The organism is Rhizobium sp. SG741 (assembly GCF_012275435.1).
In the GTDB taxonomy this organism is placed as follows: Bacteria; Pseudomonadota; Alphaproteobacteria; order Rhizobiales; family Rhizobiaceae; genus Rhizobium; species Rhizobium lusitanum.
This window is the reverse complement of record NZ_JAAZQP010000005.1, coordinates 417,972-433,729: the sequence shown is the minus strand read 5'-3', so window position 1 is coordinate 433,729 and position 15,758 is coordinate 417,972. Positions and strand designations below refer to the sequence as shown.

Annotated in this window: 16 protein-coding genes; 11 read left to right on the top strand and 5 right to left on the bottom strand. The window is 61.8% G+C overall.

The genetic code is table 11. From position 1 onward, the window contains the following. The first annotated feature begins 70 nt into the window (after positions 1-70). The 3 genes from FHT29_RS16235 (at position 71) to FHT29_RS16225 (ending at position 2,803) form a co-directional block, all read left to right on the top strand. Entirely contained in the window at positions 71-820 is a 750-nt protein-coding gene (locus tag FHT29_RS16235; RefSeq protein WP_047553476.1) for an electron transfer flavoprotein subunit beta/FixA family protein, read from the top strand. Positions 821-847: 27 nt separating this feature from the next. Next, positions 848-1,777, top strand: coding sequence for an electron transfer flavoprotein subunit alpha/FixB family protein (locus FHT29_RS16230; protein ID WP_037196690.1), 930 nt, complete (start codon positions 848-850; stop codon positions 1,775-1,777). Positions 1,778-1,924: 147 nt separating this feature from the next. Continuing rightward, positions 1,925-2,803: a 3-hydroxybutyryl-CoA dehydrogenase gene (locus tag FHT29_RS16225; RefSeq protein ID WP_034511539.1), complete on the top strand. Its 879-nt coding sequence runs from the start codon at positions 1,925-1,927 to the stop codon at positions 2,801-2,803. A gap of 161 nt (positions 2,804-2,964) precedes the next feature. On the opposite strand, the gene FHT29_RS16220 is transcribed toward FHT29_RS16225, so the two are convergent. After that, positions 2,965-3,630 carry a TlpA disulfide reductase family protein gene (locus tag FHT29_RS16220; protein ID WP_047553479.1) on the bottom strand — a complete coding sequence of 222 codons (666 nt, stop codon included), beginning with the start codon at positions 3,628-3,630 and terminating at the stop codon, positions 2,965-2,967. Positions 3,631-3,653: 23 nt separating this feature from the next. Here FHT29_RS16220 and argH point away from each other — a divergent pair, with 23 nt between their 5' ends. The 4 genes from argH (at position 3,654) to FHT29_RS16200 (ending at position 9,622) form a co-directional block, all read left to right on the top strand. Continuing rightward, positions 3,654-5,054 carry an argininosuccinate lyase gene (argH, locus tag FHT29_RS16215; RefSeq protein WP_047553481.1) on the top strand — a complete coding sequence of 467 codons (1,401 nt, stop codon included), beginning with the start codon at positions 3,654-3,656 and terminating at the stop codon, positions 5,052-5,054. 99 nt (positions 5,055-5,153) lie between these two features. Beyond that, positions 5,154-5,345: a lipoprotein gene (locus FHT29_RS16210; protein WP_037196915.1), complete on the top strand. Its 192-nt coding sequence runs from the start codon at positions 5,154-5,156 to the stop codon at positions 5,343-5,345. A 13-nt stretch (positions 5,346-5,358) separates the two neighbouring features. Beyond that, positions 5,359-6,630, top strand: coding sequence for a diaminopimelate decarboxylase (lysA, locus tag FHT29_RS16205; RefSeq protein WP_168599851.1), 1,272 nt, complete (start codon positions 5,359-5,361; stop codon positions 6,628-6,630). Positions 6,631-6,877: 247 nt separating this feature from the next. Further along, a complete protein-coding gene (locus tag FHT29_RS16200) occupies positions 6,878-9,622 on the top strand; it encodes a TIGR02302 family protein (RefSeq protein ID WP_168599850.1) in 2,745 nt (914 codons plus the stop codon). A gap of 15 nt (positions 9,623-9,637) precedes the next feature. On the opposite strand, the gene FHT29_RS16195 is transcribed toward FHT29_RS16200, so the two are convergent. The 3 genes from FHT29_RS16195 to FHT29_RS16185 all read right to left on the bottom strand — a co-directional run bounded on the left by FHT29_RS16195 (position 9,638) and on the right by FHT29_RS16185 (position 11,572). Next, positions 9,638-9,997, bottom strand: a complete 360-nt coding sequence (locus FHT29_RS16195) for a response regulator (protein WP_037196697.1) — start codon at positions 9,995-9,997, stop codon at positions 9,638-9,640. Between the two features lie 158 nt (positions 9,998-10,155). Beyond that, positions 10,156-10,704, bottom strand: a complete 549-nt coding sequence (gene hpt / locus FHT29_RS16190; protein WP_037196699.1) for a hypoxanthine phosphoribosyltransferase — start codon at positions 10,702-10,704, stop codon at positions 10,156-10,158. 199 nt (positions 10,705-10,903) lie between these two features. Continuing rightward, on the bottom strand, positions 10,904-11,572 hold the full coding sequence (locus tag FHT29_RS16185) for a hypothetical protein (protein WP_047637903.1): 669 nt from the start codon (positions 11,570-11,572) through the stop codon (positions 10,904-10,906). Between the two features lie 210 nt (positions 11,573-11,782). On the opposite strand from FHT29_RS16185, the gene ftsE reads away from it, so the two are divergent. The 4 genes from ftsE to FHT29_RS16165 all read left to right on the top strand — a co-directional run bounded on the left by ftsE (position 11,783) and on the right by FHT29_RS16165 (position 15,175). Continuing rightward, positions 11,783-12,442, top strand: coding sequence for a cell division ATP-binding protein FtsE (ftsE, locus tag FHT29_RS16180; RefSeq protein WP_034511554.1), 660 nt, complete (start codon positions 11,783-11,785; stop codon positions 12,440-12,442). After that, complete coding sequence (locus FHT29_RS16175) at positions 12,435-13,481, top strand: ABC transporter permease (RefSeq protein ID WP_037196701.1); 1,047 nt, start codon at positions 12,435-12,437, stop codon at positions 13,479-13,481. The genes ftsE and FHT29_RS16175 overlap by 8 nt, the downstream gene beginning before the upstream one ends. A 114-nt stretch (positions 13,482-13,595) precedes the next feature. Further along, positions 13,596-14,273 (top strand): YdcF family protein, encoded by a 678-nt coding sequence (locus tag FHT29_RS16170; protein WP_047554341.1) that lies wholly within the window; start codon positions 13,596-13,598, stop codon positions 14,271-14,273. A 98-nt stretch (positions 14,274-14,371) separates the two neighbouring features. Then, a complete protein-coding gene (locus FHT29_RS16165) occupies positions 14,372-15,175 on the top strand; it encodes a 1-acyl-sn-glycerol-3-phosphate acyltransferase (RefSeq protein WP_168599849.1) in 804 nt (267 codons plus the stop codon). Between the two features lie 36 nt (positions 15,176-15,211). On the opposite strand, the gene FHT29_RS16160 is transcribed toward FHT29_RS16165, so the two are convergent. Then, a complete protein-coding gene (locus FHT29_RS16160) occupies positions 15,212-15,745 on the bottom strand; it encodes a gamma-glutamylcyclotransferase (protein WP_092573227.1) in 534 nt (177 codons plus the stop codon). Positions 15,746-15,758 lie beyond the last annotated feature (13 nt).

Below are 15,758 nucleotides of genomic sequence, written 5' to 3'. Positions count from 1 at the left end.
TCGCCATTCGACAAACGGAGCGGCGCTGAACAGGCCATGGTCTGGAGCGCAGTGTTGAAGGAAGGACCTCATGAAGATTCTCGTCCCCGTGAAGCGGGTAGTTGATTACAACGTCAAGATCCGCGTGAAGCCGGATGGTTCGGGCGTTGAGCTTACCAACGTCAAGATGTCGATGAACCCGTTCGACGAGATATCGGTTGAAGAAGCGTTGCGGCTGAAGGAAGCCGGCAAGGCCGAAGAAGTGGTGGTCGTGTCGATCGGGCCTGCCAAGGCTGAAGAGACGCTGCGCACGGCGCTTGCCATGGGTGCCGACCGCGCCATCCTGGTCGAGACCGACGATGCCGTCGAGCCGCTCGCCGTTGCCAAGATCCTGAAAGGTGTCGCGGATGCGGAGCAGCCCGGCCTGATCATCGTCGGCAAGCAGGCGATCGATGACGATTCGAACCAGACCGGCCAAATGCTGGCTGCCCTTCTCGGCACGGCGCAGGCGACCTTCGCCTCGAAGATCGAGATCGGCGACGGCAAGGCCCAGGTCACCCGCGAAGTCGATGGCGGCCTGCAGACCATCGAGATCAAGCTTCCGGCTGTTGTCACCACGGACCTGCGCCTCAATGAGCCGCGCTATGCCTCGCTGCCGAACATCATGAAGGCCAAGAAGAAGCCGCTCGACAAGAAGTCGCCGGCCGATTTCGGCGTGTCGACCGAGCCGCGCCTGAAGGTGCTGAAGACGGAAGAGCCTGGTGGCCGCAAGGCGGGCGTCAAGGTCAAGTCGGTCGCCGAGCTCGTCGAGAAGCTCAAGACCGAAGCCGGCGTCCTGTAAACCAGTCCGAACGAGGAGTTAGACATCATGGCCATTCTTCTTCTGGCTGATCACGACAATGCACACCTCTCCGACCAGACCGCCAAGACACTGACGGCAGCGACCAAGATCGGCGGTGACGTCCACGTGCTCGTCGCCGGCTCGGGCGCCAAGGCTGCCGGCGAGCAGGCTGCCAAGCTTTCAGGCGTCTCCAAGGTACTGGTTGCCGAGGATGCGTCGCTTGCCAACAATCTCGCCGAACCTCTGGCAGCGCTGATCGTTTCGCTGGCCGGTTCCTACGACACCATCATCGGTGCGGCCACCTCGGTCGGCAAGAACGTCCTGCCGCGCGTTGCCGCCCTGCTCGATGTCGCCCAGGTCTCCGAGATCATCGAAGTGGTCTCTTCCGATACCTTCAAGCGGCCGATCTATGCCGGCAATGCCATCCAGACCGTGCAGTCGACCGACGCGAAGAAGGTGATCACCGTGCGCACGGCCTCCTTTGCCGCAGCTGACGCAAGCGGCAATGCCGCGATCGAAAGCATTTCGGCAGCTGCAAACCCCGGTCTTTCCAGCTTCGTCGGCGACGCGCTGTCGAGTTCCGACCGTCCGGAGCTGACCTCTGCCAAGATCATCATCTCCGGCGGCCGCGCGCTCGGCTCGGCCGAGAAGTTCCGCGAAGTCATCCTGCCGGTTGCCGACAAGCTCGGTGCCGCCGTCGGCGCATCGCGCGCCGCCGTCGATGCCGGCTACGCGCCGAATGACTGGCAGGTGGGCCAGACGGGCAAGGTGGTTGCGCCGCAGCTCTACATCGCCTGCGGCATTTCCGGCGCCATCCAGCATCTGGCCGGCATGAAGGACTCGAAGGTCATCGTCGCCATCAACAAGGACGAGGAAGCCCCGATCTTCCAGATCGCCGACTACGGCCTCGTCGCCGACCTCTTCGAAGCACTGCCGGAACTCGAAAAGGCGCTTTGAACGCGCCTATCGGTCTTCTCGCAGTTGCGAGAGACTGGAAAATCGTCTCTTATAGGTCTATCAATCTTGCCGGGCTAGAAATAGCCCGGCAAATTTGTGATGTAAAACATAGCGCACCGCCAAGAGCGCGCCGCCGGGGAGTTGGCAATGAGTTCGCTGAAGACGATCGGTATTATCGGCGCCGGCCAGATGGGTTGCGGCATCGCCCACGTATCCGCCATGGCCGGCTACAAGGTCCATATTTACGATCTGTCGCAGGATCGCATCGAAAGCGGACTTGCCACCATCAACGGCAATCTTGCCCGACAGGTCACCTCCGGCAAGACCAGCGATGAGGACCGTAAGGCCGCACTTGCCCGCATCACCGGATCGAACGACCTCAACGATCTCGCCCAGGTCGATCTCGCCATAGAGGCTGCGACCGAGGACGAAAGCGTCAAGCGCAAGATCTACGCGCAGATCTGCCCAATCCTGAAGCCCGAGGCACTCCTCGCCACCAACACCTCGTCGCTGTCGATCACACGCCTCGCCTCCGCCACCGACCGGCCCGAACGCTTCATGGGCATTCACTTCATGAACCCGGTTCCGGTGATGAAGCTGGTGGAATTGGTGCGCGGTATCGCCACCGACGAATCGACGTTCTCCGCCGCCAGGGAATATGTCACCTCGCTGGAAAAGACGATCACCGTTGCCGAAGACTTCCCGGCCTTCATCGTCAACCGCATCCTGCTGCCGATGATCAACGAGGCGATCTACACGCTCTATGAAGGCGTCGGCACCGTCGATGCCATCGACACCGCCATGCGGCTCGGCGCCAACCACCCGATGGGGCCGCTGCAGCTCGCCGACTTCATCGGCCTCGACACCTGCCTTTCGATCATGCAGGTGCTGCACGACGGTCTCGCCGATTCGAAATACCGCCCCTGCCCGCTGCTGGTGAAATATGTCGAAGCCGGCTGGCTCGGGCGCAAATCCGGCCGCGGCTTCTACGACTATCGCGGCGAAGTGCCGGTTCCGACGCGGTAAAACACCCTCGCCCCAACGGGGAGAGGGTCGCGGGACAGCGCGGGGTGAGGGGGCGTTACCGGGAATGCCACGTTCCCCCAGTAGATGAATATGAATGCGACGCACGGCCCCTCATCCGCCTTTACGGGAACCTTCTCCCCGAGGGGAGAAGGGAGGAAATATCAAATTCCGGCCGCCGCCTTCACCAGCTTCTTCGCATCGTCGCTATCCCATACCGCCGGCCCGTTCATCGCCGATAGCAGGCAGCCCTTGTCGTCGATCAGCAACGTCACCGGCAGGCCGAAGGCCAATCCCTGCTTCTTCAGCACATTGAACACGCCCATCGTGTTGTCACGGTAATAGCCGAGCTTGTCGATGGCATATTCCGTGCGGAACGCTTTCGGCTTTTCCTCGTCGCCCGTGTCGATGTTGACGGCGACCACCTCGAACTTGTCGTTGCCGACGCTCTTCTCCAGCGCATTCAGCGCCGGCATCTCCTCGCGGCACGGCACGCACCAGGTCGCCCACACGTTCAACAGCACGGTCTTGCCGGCAAAACTGCCGATCGAAAGCGGCTGCCCGTCGGAACCCTTGAAGGACACATCCTTCAGCGAGATCGGCGCCGGCGGCACGCTCATGGCGGCAACCTGCCCCCTGGTGAAGGGTGTCAGAGCGGCGGCGCGATCCTTGGCAGTCCCGCATTGATCGGCTGCGGCCGTTTCACCAATGCCATTGCCATACCCTGCCTCCTTCACGTATACCGCTGCCGCACCGGCGATAACCCCAGCGACGGCGGCAAGCATAACGAGTTTCATGGACGGCAGACCGAACGGCTTCTTTGCTGTCATTTCATTCTCCAGGTGGGCATCTCATGACTGACGGCACGGACACCAAATCCTCCAACCAGATGTGGGGCGGGCGTTTCGCCTCCGGCCCCGCGGCAATCATGGAGGAGATAAATGCCTCGATCGGTTTCGACAAGAAGCTGTTTGCACAGGATATCCGCGGCTCAATCGCGCATGCCGGCATGCTCGCCCATCAAGGCATCATTTCCACCGAGGATAAAGACAAGATCGTTCACGGTCTGAACACGATCCTGTCAGAGATTGAAAGCGGCAATTTCGAATTCTCCCGCCGCCTCGAAGACATCCACATGAACGTCGAGGCACGGCTTGCCACCTTGATCGGCCCGGCTGCCGGCCGGCTGCACACGGCCCGTTCGCGCAACGACCAGGTGGCGCTCGATTTCCGCCTCTGGGTGAAGGAAGAGCTGCAGAAGTGCGAGCAGGCGCTGACTGGTTTGATCGCAGCCTTCCTCGACCGCGCCGAAGAACACGCCGATAGTGTCATGCCCGGCTTCACGCATCTGCAGACGGCGCAGCCCGTCACCTTCGGCCATCACTGCATGGCCTATGTGGAAATGTTCGGCCGCGACCGCTCGCGCGTGCGCCACGCCATCGAACACATGGACGAATCGCCGATCGGCGCCGCAGCGCTTGCCGGCACCGGCTTCCCGATCGATCGCCACATGACGGCCAAGGCGCTCGGCTTCCGCGAGCCCACCCGCAACTCGATCGACACCGTCTCCGACCGCGATTTCGCCATCGAATTCCTGTCGATCGCCGCCATATCAGGCATGCACCTGTCGCGCCTTGCCGAAGAGATCGTCATCTGGTCGACGCCGCAATTCGGCTTCGTGCGCCTGTCCGACGCCTTCTCCACCGGCTCGTCCATCATGCCGCAGAAGAAGAACCCGGATGCGGCGGAGCTGGTGCGCGCCAAGACCGGCCGCATCAACGGCTCGCTGGTAGCGCTGCTCACCATCATGAAGGGTCTGCCGCTCGCCTATTCCAAGGACATGCAGGAAGACAAGGAACAGGTCTTCGACGCCGCCGAAAGCCTGGAACTGGCGATCGCCGCCATGACCGGCATGGTGCGCGACCTGACGATCAATACGGCCCGCATGAAGGCTGCCGCCGGTTCCGGCTATTCGACCGCGACCGACCTTGCCGATTGGCTGGTGCGCGAAGCAGGCCTGCCTTTCCGCGATGCCCATCATGTGACGGGACGCGCCGTGGCGCTTGCCGAAAGCAAATCCTGCGAACTCGCCGAACTGTCGCTGGAGGAACTGCAAGGAATCCATCCCTCGATCACCGACAAGATCTTCGACGTGCTGACGGTCGAAGCCTCGGTTGCCAGCCGCAAGAGCTTCGGCGGCACGGCGCCTTCGGAAGTGCGCAAGCAGATCGCCTTCTGGCGTGCCCGCAACTGAAAAGACTGACGAAAACGCACCCAAACAATCAGGGTGCACAAACGCGGGAAACTTCGCTAAGAAGGGTGACTTTCGCGTTTGTCGCCCAAGAGGATTTCGATGCAGATCAACATGCCGCATATCATCCGCCTGACCGTCGTGCTTTCGGTCGTCGGCCTTGCCGTCGTCGGATGTGGCCGCAAAGGCGATCTCGACCCGCCGAGTGCTCACGCGACCAAGGGCGGCGACGTCTCCAAGCCGACCAAAGAGCCCAGCCCGGACAAGAAGTTCTTCCTTGATCCGCTTCTCTAAATAGGCATCGATCGTGAACCATTTTCAGTATCGCGACGGCATCCTCTATGCCGAGAATGTTCCGGTTCCCGAGATCGCCAACGCGGTCGGCACCCCTTTCTATGTCTATTCGACGGCGACGCTCGAGCGCCACTATCGCGTCTTCTCCGAAGCCTTCAGCGATGTCGATGCCATGGTGTGCTACGCCATGAAGGCCAATTCCAACCAGGCGGTGCTGAAGACGCTCGGCCGCCTCGGCGCCGGTGTTGACGTCGTCTCCGTCGGCGAGCTGCGCCGCGCCCTGGCTGCGGGAATCCCGGCAAACCGCATCATGTTCTCCGGCGTCGGCAAGACGGCGCAGGAAATGGACGTCGCGCTCGAAGCCGGCATCTACTGCTTCAACGTCGAGTCCGAGCCCGAGCTGGAGGTTTTGAACCAGCGCGCCGTCCGCGCCGGCAAGATCGCGCCCGTTTCCTTCCGTATCAACCCCGATGTCGATGCCCGCACGCATGCGAAGATCTCGACCGGCAAGAAGGAAAACAAGTTCGGCATCTCCTGGGAGCGCGCCCGCGCCGTCTATGCCCGCGCCGCCAGCCTGCCCGGCATCAATGCCACCGGCATCGACATGCATATCGGCAGCCAGATCACCGAGCTGCAGCCTTTCGACGATGCCTTCAAGCTGCTGCGCGATCTTGTGGAAACGCTGCGCGGCGACGGCCACGATATCCATCATGTCGACATCGGCGGCGGCCTCGGCATCCCCTATCGCGACGACAACGATCCGCCGCCTTTGCCCGATGCCTATGCGCAGATCGTCAAGAACCAGCTGCGCGGCCTCAACTGCAAGATCGTCACCGAGCCTGGCCGCCTGATCGTCGGCAATGCCGGCATTCTGGTGACGGAAGTCATTTATGTGAAGGATGGCGGCAACAAGAGCTTCGTCATCGTCGACGGCGCGATGAACGATCTGATCCGCCCGACGCTTTACGAGGCCTATCACGAGATCCGGCCGGTCGCGATCACCGCTGCCAATGCTCCACGCATCAAGGCCGATGTCGTCGGCCCGGTCTGCGAGACCGGCGATTATCTGGCGCTCGACCGCGAAATGGCGATGCCGAAGCCCGGCGATCTCCTCGCCGTCAGCTCCGGGGGTGCCTATGGCGCCGTGCAGGCCGGCACCTACAACAGCCGGCTTCTGGTTCCCGAAGTGCTGGTCAAGGGCGGCGAATTCCATATCATCCGCCCGCGCGGCACCTATGAGGAGCTGATCGGGCTGGATTCCATCCCGGCCTGGCTCGAGGGATAATCGGCTTTGCTCGCGGATTTCGGGCAGCAAGGGCAGACCCATCCGTCCCTGTCCGATCGATCACGTTTCAGCGAAGTCCGATGAAAAAGCAGCCTTTGGCACCGCTTGCCCTCGTCTTCGCCACAAAGAATGTTATCTTTGTTCGAATGGCGTCTCGCCGGGCGCCGCGAGCGCGGGCGTGTGGGATGCCCGGCCATTTCCAACGGGCAACTAGCCATCAACGTCAGATCGGGAGAAAACCGGACCGATGACCAGCCCCAGCAACCCTAAGAAGGGCGCTTTCGCCACCCGCCCGGCGCTGGCGCGCATGGTTGCGGTCAAGCGTCTGTTTGCTCGGCTCGTGCTGGTTTCCGAGCAGCTGCTGCCGGGGCTGCTGCTGCCGGCGTCCATTATTGCTCTCTTCCTTTCAGCCGCCTGGTTCGGCATTTTCCGCATCGCGCCCGATGTCCTGCGCTTCCTGCTGCTCGCCGTCTTCGCCGTCGGTTTCGCCATCTCCCTCTATCCGCTGCGCCGCCTGCGCTGGCCGAGTGTCAGAGAGGCCGACCGCCTGCTGGAGGAACGCAATGGCCTGGCGCACCAGCCGGTCGCCGTGCAGGAGGACGAGCCGGCTTTCGACACGCCCTTTGCCCGTGCACTTTGGCGCGAGCATCAGACCCGCATGGCGCAGCGTATCGCCGCGTTGGATGCGGGCCTGCCGAGGCCGGATATCGCGCGTTACGACCGCTTCGCACTGCGTGCCATTCCGGCCTTGCTGCTGGTGACCGCCTTCAGCTTTTCCGGATCCAATGGCGGCGGCTCGCTGAGCGATGCCTTCACGGCATCGGCCTCCACATCAAGCAATCCGGATGTCCGCGTCGACGCCTGGGTCACTCCGCCCTATTACACCGGCCAGGCGCCGGTCTATCTCACAGGCAACGTCGCCAATGCCAGTGACAATCTCAACGTGCCGCAATTCTCCGAACTCACGGTGCGGGTTACGGGCGCCTCCACGGATGAAAAAGTGTTGTTCCAGGCAACTGGCGCCGACAAGGGCACCGAGGTTCCGGAACAGGTCGCCGATGCCGGCAATCAAGCCCCTGCCGGTAGCGGACCGGCGGCCCCGCCCGTCGCGCAGCCGGTGGTCAATAACGCCGCCAACGCGTCCAGCACCGATGCAATGATTGCGCGCACCCATGTTCTCAAGCTCGAAAAGGGTGGCGAACTGACGGTCAACGGCAAGTCCTGGTCGTTCAAGGTGATCTCCGACAAGCCGCCGGAAATCACGTTTGACGGCATTCCGCACGCGACCGCCAACGGCGCGTTGGAACTCGGCTTCAGGGTCAAGGACGATTACGGCGTCGAGGAAGCCCATGCGGAGATCGTGCCCGTCGATTCCGATCCCTCGGCGACGCCGCTCTATGACCTGCCGGAATTCAAGCTGGACATTCCGCGCCGAGACCGCCGAAACGGCAAGGGTCTGGCGAGCCACGATCTGACGCAGGATCCCCTTGCCGGCAAGCGTGTTCGCATCGCCCTGGTCGCCAAGGACGGCGCCGGGCAGACCGGGCGCAGCGCGCCCTATGAGATGGTGCTGCCGCCGCGCAATTTCAGCCAGCCGCTTGCCGCTGCCGTCGCCGAGGAACGCCAGGTCTTCGCGCTCGATACCCGCAAGATGCCGGAGGCGATCGAGCTCAATAAATCGCTGACCGTCAGGCCGGAAGAAACCATTTCCGATCTCGGCAACTATCTGGCGATCAGATCGGCCCTGACGCGCATGAAGCTCGCCAGCAGCGAAGCCTCGCTGAAGGATACGGCCGACTATCTCTGGCAGATCGCGCTCGGCATGGAAGACGCGCAGCTGACCGATGCGGAAAAAGCGCTGCGGGATGCCCAGCAGAAGCTCTCCGACGCTTTGCAGCGCAATGCCTCCGATGACGAGATCAAGAAGCTGACGGCCGAGCTGCGCAAGGCGATGGACGCCTACATGAAGGAACTGGCCGAACGCATGCGCAACATGCCCGCCCAGCCCAACCAGCGTTCAGCCAATATTCTGCGCCAGCAGGACCTGCAGCGCATGATGGACCAGATCGAAAACCTCGCCCGCTCCGGCAATCGCCAGGCAGCGCAGCAGATGCTATCCGAGCTGCAGCAGCTGATGAACAGCCTCCAGGCCGGCAAGCCGCAACCTGGGCAGCAGCAACAGAACCAAGCAAATGACAAGATGCGAGAGCAGATGGACAAGCTCGGCCGCATCATGCGCGATCAACAGAAGCTGATGGATCAGACCTTCAAGTTCGATCAGGCTATGCGCGACCGCATGCAGCGCGGCGACTCCAACGAGGACGGCGATGGCCTGATGGACCAGCCACTGCCCAATCTCGGTGACCAGATGCGCCCGGACATGGGGCAGCGAAATCAGGGGCAGCAGGATCAGCAACAGGGCCAGAACCAGCAAGGCAAGAAGGACAGCGACCCCACCGACGGCATGACGGCCGACCAACTGCGCGATGCCTTGAAGCAGCTGCGCCAGCAGCAGGACGACCTCGCCAAGCAACTCGGCGAACTCCAGAAAAACTTGGGTTCAATGGGGATGAAGCCGAACCAGAATTATGGCAAGGCACAGCAGGAGATGAAGGGCGCATCCGGCCAGCTGACCGAAGGCAACGGCGAAGGCGCCGTGCAGGGCCAAGCCCGTGCGCTGGACGCCTTGCGCAAGGGCACCCGTGACATGATGAACCAGCTTATGGCGCAGATGCAGCAACAGGGGCAGGGCCAAGGCCAATTGCAGGGGCAACCGGGCCAGGGTAATCAGAACGGCCGCGATCCGCTTGGCCGATCGCGCAACAACGACGGCAACTTTATGGACAATCCGGACGGAGACATGGTGCCGAAGATTATCGACGCCCAACGCGCCCGCGAAATTCTGGACGCCATTCGCGAGCGGCTGAGCAACAATCCTTCGTTAAGCGAGGAACGGCGTTATCTGGAGCGTTTGCTGAATCTGGGGCAATAAGACAGGCAGCGCAGATCAAGCAGCCAATGCGCGGGCGACGGCCTTGCGGATATCCGGCAGCGCAAAGGGCTTGGCCACGACATCGACGATCTTTTCCATAAGGTCGTCGGCGCGCTCGCGCTGCTCGGCATATCCGGTCATCAGCAGGATCTTCATTCCAGGCCAGGTCGAATGCGCCTGATGCGCGAGCTCGATGCCGTCCATGACCGGCATGCGGATATCCGAGAGAAGCAGGTCGAAACCGCCCTGCTTGAGCTTTTCCAGACCTTCGGCGCCGTCGGCCGCCTCTTCGGTCTCGTGGCCGTCCAAGCGCAAGGCTCGGGCGACAAAGGTGCGAAGAGAGTCCTCGTCTTCCGTAATCAGAATTTTTGCCATGGTCTGTGCTCCGTGGTCCATCATGTTCCGCGACAGAAATCACCAGAATTCCGTTTGCGATAGGTAAACGACGGGGGGACGATTAGGCTCCGTGGTTAATGAGTCGTCATCGCCGGAGCAGAATGGGACAGCCGGGCCGACTGCCCCATTAACGCAGATTACGGGGTGGCGTCGCCGAGGACCACGCCGACGAAGGGCAGTTCGCGGAAGGCATAGGCAACGTCCATACCGTAACCGACAACGAAATAATCGGGGCATTCGAAGCCGACATAATCGGCCTCCAGCTCCTCCTGGCGCTTGACGCTCTTGTCCAGCAGGACGGCGAGCGTCACATTGCGGGCGCCGCGCTCATAGAGCAGTTCCTTGGCAAAACGCAGCGTACGGCCCGATTCCAGAATATCGTCGATCAGCAGCACGTCGCGATCCCTCACATCGCTGTCGATGTCCTTCACGATGCGCACGCCCTGGGAGACCGTGCCCGCGCCATAGCTCGAAAGGGTGATGAACTCGACCTCCGGCGCCAGCCCCGTCTCGTGCAGCGCGCGCAACAGGTCGGCGGCAAAGATGAACGAACCCTTGAGGATGGCGATGACGAGGAGATCCTTCGTCGGTCCGCTGGCGATTTCCTTCGCCATGGCATGATTGCGCTCGGCAATCTGCTCGGCAGTGAAAAGCGGCTCGATGTTCTTCCCGCGTACGACAGGCATTGATTGGCATGCTCCATGGCTGCTGCGGCGCTCGGCCGCCGATCAAGCACAAGCCCGTAGCACAATCGGCAAGCCTGACACACCCCCTAGAGCCGGATGATTTTAGGTCGAATCGACCTAAAATCTGAATCCGCTCTCGAATCAAACAGGTAGAGCGTGATGTCGCCCGAAAGCAGCTTACACTTTTCGACATCACGCCCTAGGGCATGAAGGAAAGACGAACATCCGGCGTTTTTCCACCAGGATGCTGCAATCGTGTGGAAAATCCGCGGCTTTCATGCGGCCCGAGACGGTTCATCGGCGCATTGACGACGACGCTTCGCACCAGCTGGTCGCCGGCAAAGAGATCGGCGCGCATCGACGGTATCGACAGGGTGGCTCCGCTCGCATTCTCGATGATGCCATTCAGTGTCAGGACGCGCATGCCGTTCTCGTCGCGCGGCGTCAGCGTCACATGCGAGAATTGCAGCGGTTCGCCCGCCGCCTCGTTCGGTGCGCTGGACAATCCGGAAAATCCACCGGCAAGTCCGAAGACGAGCACGGCAAGGGCGACGATGAGCGCCACGAAGCAGCGCCGCGATGCCTGCTGCAAAACGCCTTCGGCAAAACGCAAAGCGGATAGGGTTCGCGAGAGGACATTCCCACGCTTCGGCCGTGACGGCGCTTTCGATCCGGAGGGACCGTCGTGGCGCATGTTGACGCCCGAAGCGCTCCTGCCGCGGCCGCCAATGACGGTCACGAATTCGGCATCGATGATATCCTGCTTCGGCACGAAACGGTGCGACTGACCCGAACCGGACCCAGGTTCGGGCGGAATGAGGTCATAAACCAGCCCCGCCTGCTGCTGCCGGTGGCGAAAAGCGCCCATGATGACCTCCCTTTGCGGTGATCCACATGGTTTCGACGCCCATTGCTAATCTGGGCATTGAAACGAATCCTGCCCAGTCGTAAATTTTAATGGTTAATGCTTCGCAAAGATCGCCATGAATGGGGCGCCTTTCCAGAAAAATTTACCGGCTGTTAATGCCATTGGTTAACAAGTCGCCTGATTGAACCCTGCGGAAGACTGGACTGCCCGTTGATTCACTTTGAGAACGTCGGTTTGCGCTACGGCATGGGTCCGGAAATCCTCCGCGACCTGAGCTTCGACATTCCGAGAAAATCGTTCCAGTTCCTGACCGGACCTTCCGGCGCCGGTAAGACGACTCTGCTGCGGCTGCTCTTCATGTCGCTGCAGCCGACCCGTGGACTTATCCGCATGTTCGACCGGGAGATTTCCTCGATCCCGCGCAACGAGCTGCCGCTCCTGCGCCGGCGCGTCGGCATCGTCTTTCAGGATTTCCGGCTGCTCGACCATCTGACGACCTACGAGAATGTCGCCCTTCCGCTGCGTGTGCGCGGCAAGGATGAAAGTTCCTATCGTACCGATGTGTTGGAACTGCTGAAATGGGTCGGCCTCGGCGAGCGCATCAACGTACTGCCGCCGGTTCTGTCAGGCGGCGAAAAGCAACGCGCCGCCATTGCGCGCGCCCTCATCGACCGCCCGGAAATCCTGCTCGCCGACGAGCCGACAGGCAATGTCGATCCGCCGATGGCACGACGGCTGCTCAACCTGTTCCTGGAGCTCAATCGCCTCGGCACTGCGGTCGTCATCGCCACGCACGACCTCGGCCTGATGGACCAGATCGAGGCTAGGCGCATGATTCTGTCGGGAGGGCATCTCGATATCTATGACTGAGCCCGCGCCCCGCAGGAAAGCCCCGAATGCCAAAGCTGCGCAGTCGCAGCAAACACCCCCCGCTCCTCCGCCGGAGCGGAAGCGGCCGGAAATGCGCGTGCGCCCCACCGGGCCGATCGTGCCGTCCTCCAATATTCAGGGCAACGCGCTGATCGTCGTCATCGCCATCATGGCCTTCCTCGCCTGCCTCACGCTCGGCGCCGTCAGCATGGTGCGCGCGACGGCGGCAAGCTGGGAGAGCCAGATTTCCCGCGAGATCACCATCCAGATCAAGCCGGACGACAATCTCGACATGGAGAAGGCGCTGGTCAGCGCCCGCGACATCGCGCTGAGCTTCGTCGGCACCAAGTCCGGCCAGATCGTCGACGAGGCGGCAACTGCGCGTCTTCTCGAGCCATGGCTCGGCGCCGGCCTGGACATCAAGGAATTGCCTGTCCCCCGCCTCGTCATCATCACCATCGACGAGACGCACCCGCCGGATTTCGAGGCGATGCGCGCCCTGCTCAAGGCGCAGATCTCGCAAGCGACGCTGGACGACCACCGCACCTGGGTCGACCGGCTGGTGTCGATGGCGCACACAACAGTCCTCATCGGCACCGGCGTCCTGCTGCTGGTCTTCACGGCCATGGTGCTGACCGTAGTCTTCGCCACCCGCGGCGCGCTCTCGGGCAATCGCCACATCGTCGAGGTATTGCACTTCGTCGGTGCCGAGAGCACCTTCGTCGCAACCGAATTTCAAAAGCACTTCCTGAAGATCAGCCTGAAGGGGTCGGCAGCCGGCAGCGGCCTCGCCGCCCTGTTCTTCGCAAGCGCCGGCATCCTGCAGAGCCGCACGATCGCCACGCCGCAGACCGACCAGGCAACCGCCCTTTTCGGCACTTTTTCCGTAGGCGCGCTCGGCTATGTCGGTATTCTCGCAACCATGATCGTCATCGCCCTGCTCACGACTCTCACGGCGCGCTTCACCGTCATGCGCACGATCTACGAGATCGATCTGATCCGTTCCGATCCCGGCAGGGCCGACGGTGTGCAGAATTGACGCCGCGGTGAGTATTTTTTGCTGTCCGTCAGCCCGTTCCTTGCCGCAATTGTCGTATAGTACCGAATCATGAGCATGGATCTGTCGACTCGCAAGACCGTGAGTTCGCAGTCGATGCGGGAGCAATCCCGCAGCGATAGACCTGTGCGTCGCAGCTTGTTCCGGCGCCTCCTGCGCTGGGGCGGCTTCGCCTTCATCTTTCTCGCCGCCATCATTTTCGGCGGCTTTCTGCATTTTGCCGATTCGATCACCACGCTGAAACCACCGCTCGAGCCCAAGGCAGACGCCATCGTCGTGTTGACGGGCGGCTATCAGCGGATCGACCAGGCCGTCGAATTGCTGCGCTCCGGCGCGGGCCACCGGCTGCTGATATCTGGCGCACATCCGACCACGACGCCGTCGCAGATCCGCAGGCTGACGCAGAGCTCGGTCGGTCTCTTCAATTGCTGCGTCGACATCGGCTATGACGCCATCGATACGATCGGCAATGCACGCGAAGCGGCAAAGTGGATCCACGCTAAGGGCTATAAGAGCGTCCTGGTGGTGACGAACAACTACCACATGCCCCGCAGCCTCGCGGAACTGAAATATGTCGATCCCGCGACGGATTTCATTCCCTATCCGGTTGTCAATTCCGATTTGAAGACCAAGAACTGGTTCACCGACCCGAATGCGCTGCGCACGATGATCTCCGAATATGCCAAGGTTCTCCTCACCGGCGCCCGCAATCTGACTGGCCTGGGGCGTCCGGTCGGTCTGCGCTCGCAGGAACAGAGCGACGATCCGGACTGAGATCTCCGGCCGCACACACACCGACTTTTTATTGACGCCGTAATCGTGTAGGCAAGCCTTAGGATGCCGGCGCAAGCCGGTGCATTGGGAAAGCCTTGATGATTATCTTGCGTTCGATCCTGTTTAACACAGTCTTCTATGCCAATCTGATCATTCGCATGATCGTGCTGTCACCGATCTATTTTCTGATGCCGCGCAAGGCCGCATATGCAATCCCCAAGGCATGGGCGAAATCCAGCACCTGGCTGATGGAAAAGATCGTCGGCACCACCTTCGAGATCGAGGGCCTCGAGAATATCCCCAAGGGCAGCTACATCTTCGCGCCCAAGCATCAGTCCTTCTGGGACACGTTCGCGCTGCTGCCCTATCTCGACGATCCGGTCTATATCCTGAAGCGCGAGCTGATGTGGATTCCGTTGTTCGGCTGGTATGCGGGGAAGCAGCGCATGATCCCGGTGGACCGAGGCGCCCGCGGCAAGGTGATGTTCGACGTATTGAAGCGCACGCGGGAGGAGCTCGCCACCGGCCGCCAGCTCATCATCTACCCCGAGGGCACCCGCCGCCCGCCGGGCGCCGAACCGGTCTATAAATACGGCATCGCCCGCATGTATCGCGATCTCGGAATCCCTGTCGTCGCCGTCGCCATGCATCCCGGCCTGTTCTGGCCGCGCCGCACCTTCCGCAAATATCCAGGCCACCTCAAGGTGCGCATCCTGCCGCCGATCCAGCCCGGCATGGATCCCGACGCCTTCTTTGCGCGGCTGATGGAGGAGACGGAAAAGGCGAGCGACGAACTGCTGGTCGAAACGATCGCCAACAATCCGCATCTCCCCGTCCCGCCGACCGCAGCACAGCGTCTGGCGGAAATCAGCAAGGCAAAAGTGACCACTGCGGCGGTTTAAACCGAAGGCGGCCGCATCACGTTGAAGAACGGCCTGTCAGGACGCTTCCCGCATACGCTCGATTTCACCGGCGACATGCTCGAGCCACTGATCGCGAATCCCCATCTCGCGCAAATGCGTCAGCGTGTTGAAGACATAGGCATCGTTCGGGCCGGACTGGCCGCTGGCGGATTCGACGATATGAGCGGCCTCTATGGCGTCCAGCGCGCCGGCATATTGCCTGTGATCGCGGTCGACGACATAGGCGACGGAGATCACGCGCCGGCCATCGGCGAGCCGGATCGGCGCTATCCTTTCCAGATAGACATTGGTGACCAGTTCACGCTCGCGCAAATAGGCCAATACCTCGTCCCACGCAGCCGTCGAGACGCGAAACGCCATGCCGCGGCAGGAGCCGCCACGATCGAGACCGAGGACCAGGCCGGGACTGGCCTCTGTGCCGCGATGGACCCAGGAACGAACGCAAAGCGAGCGGCGGTAGCCGAAAATAATGGCCTCCGCCTTTTCCTCATAGTCGAAGCCCGGATTCCACATGAGCGATCCGTAGCCAAACACCCAAAATTCGTCCATATCCAACGCCAAA

Bases quoted from the DNA above. Each gene is read 5' to 3' on its own strand.
- FHT29_RS16235 (WP_047553476.1), top strand. From the start codon at position 71: ATGAAGATTCTCGTCCCCGTGAAGCGGGTAGTTGATTACAACGTCAAG.
- FHT29_RS16230 (WP_037196690.1), top strand. From the start codon at position 848: ATGGCCATTCTTCTTCTGGCTGATCACGACAATGCACACCTCTCCGAC.
- FHT29_RS16225 (WP_034511539.1), top strand. From the start codon at position 1,925: ATGAGTTCGCTGAAGACGATCGGTATTATCGGCGCCGGCCAGATGGGT.
- FHT29_RS16220 (WP_047553479.1), bottom strand. From the start codon at position 3,630: ATGACAGCAAAGAAGCCGTTCGGTCTGCCGTCCATGAAACTCGTTATG.
- argH (WP_047553481.1), top strand. From the start codon at position 3,654: ATGACTGACGGCACGGACACCAAATCCTCCAACCAGATGTGGGGCGGG.
- FHT29_RS16210 (WP_037196915.1), top strand. From the start codon at position 5,154: ATGCAGATCAACATGCCGCATATCATCCGCCTGACCGTCGTGCTTTCG.
- FHT29_RS16200 (WP_168599850.1), top strand. From the start codon at position 6,878: ATGACCAGCCCCAGCAACCCTAAGAAGGGCGCTTTCGCCACCCGCCCG.
- FHT29_RS16195 (WP_037196697.1), bottom strand. From the start codon at position 9,997: ATGGCAAAAATTCTGATTACGGAAGACGAGGACTCTCTTCGCACCTTT.
- hpt (WP_037196699.1), bottom strand. From the start codon at position 10,704: ATGCCTGTCGTACGCGGGAAGAACATCGAGCCGCTTTTCACTGCCGAG.
- FHT29_RS16185 (WP_047637903.1), bottom strand. From the start codon at position 11,572: ATGGGCGCTTTTCGCCACCGGCAGCAGCAGGCGGGGCTGGTTTATGAC.
- FHT29_RS16175 (WP_037196701.1), top strand. From the start codon at position 12,435: ATGACTGAGCCCGCGCCCCGCAGGAAAGCCCCGAATGCCAAAGCTGCG.
- FHT29_RS16170 (WP_047554341.1), top strand. From the start codon at position 13,596: ATGCGGGAGCAATCCCGCAGCGATAGACCTGTGCGTCGCAGCTTGTTC.
- FHT29_RS16165 (WP_168599849.1), top strand. From the start codon at position 14,372: ATGATTATCTTGCGTTCGATCCTGTTTAACACAGTCTTCTATGCCAAT.
- FHT29_RS16160 (WP_092573227.1), bottom strand. From the start codon at position 15,745: ATGGACGAATTTTGGGTGTTTGGCTACGGATCGCTCATGTGGAATCCG.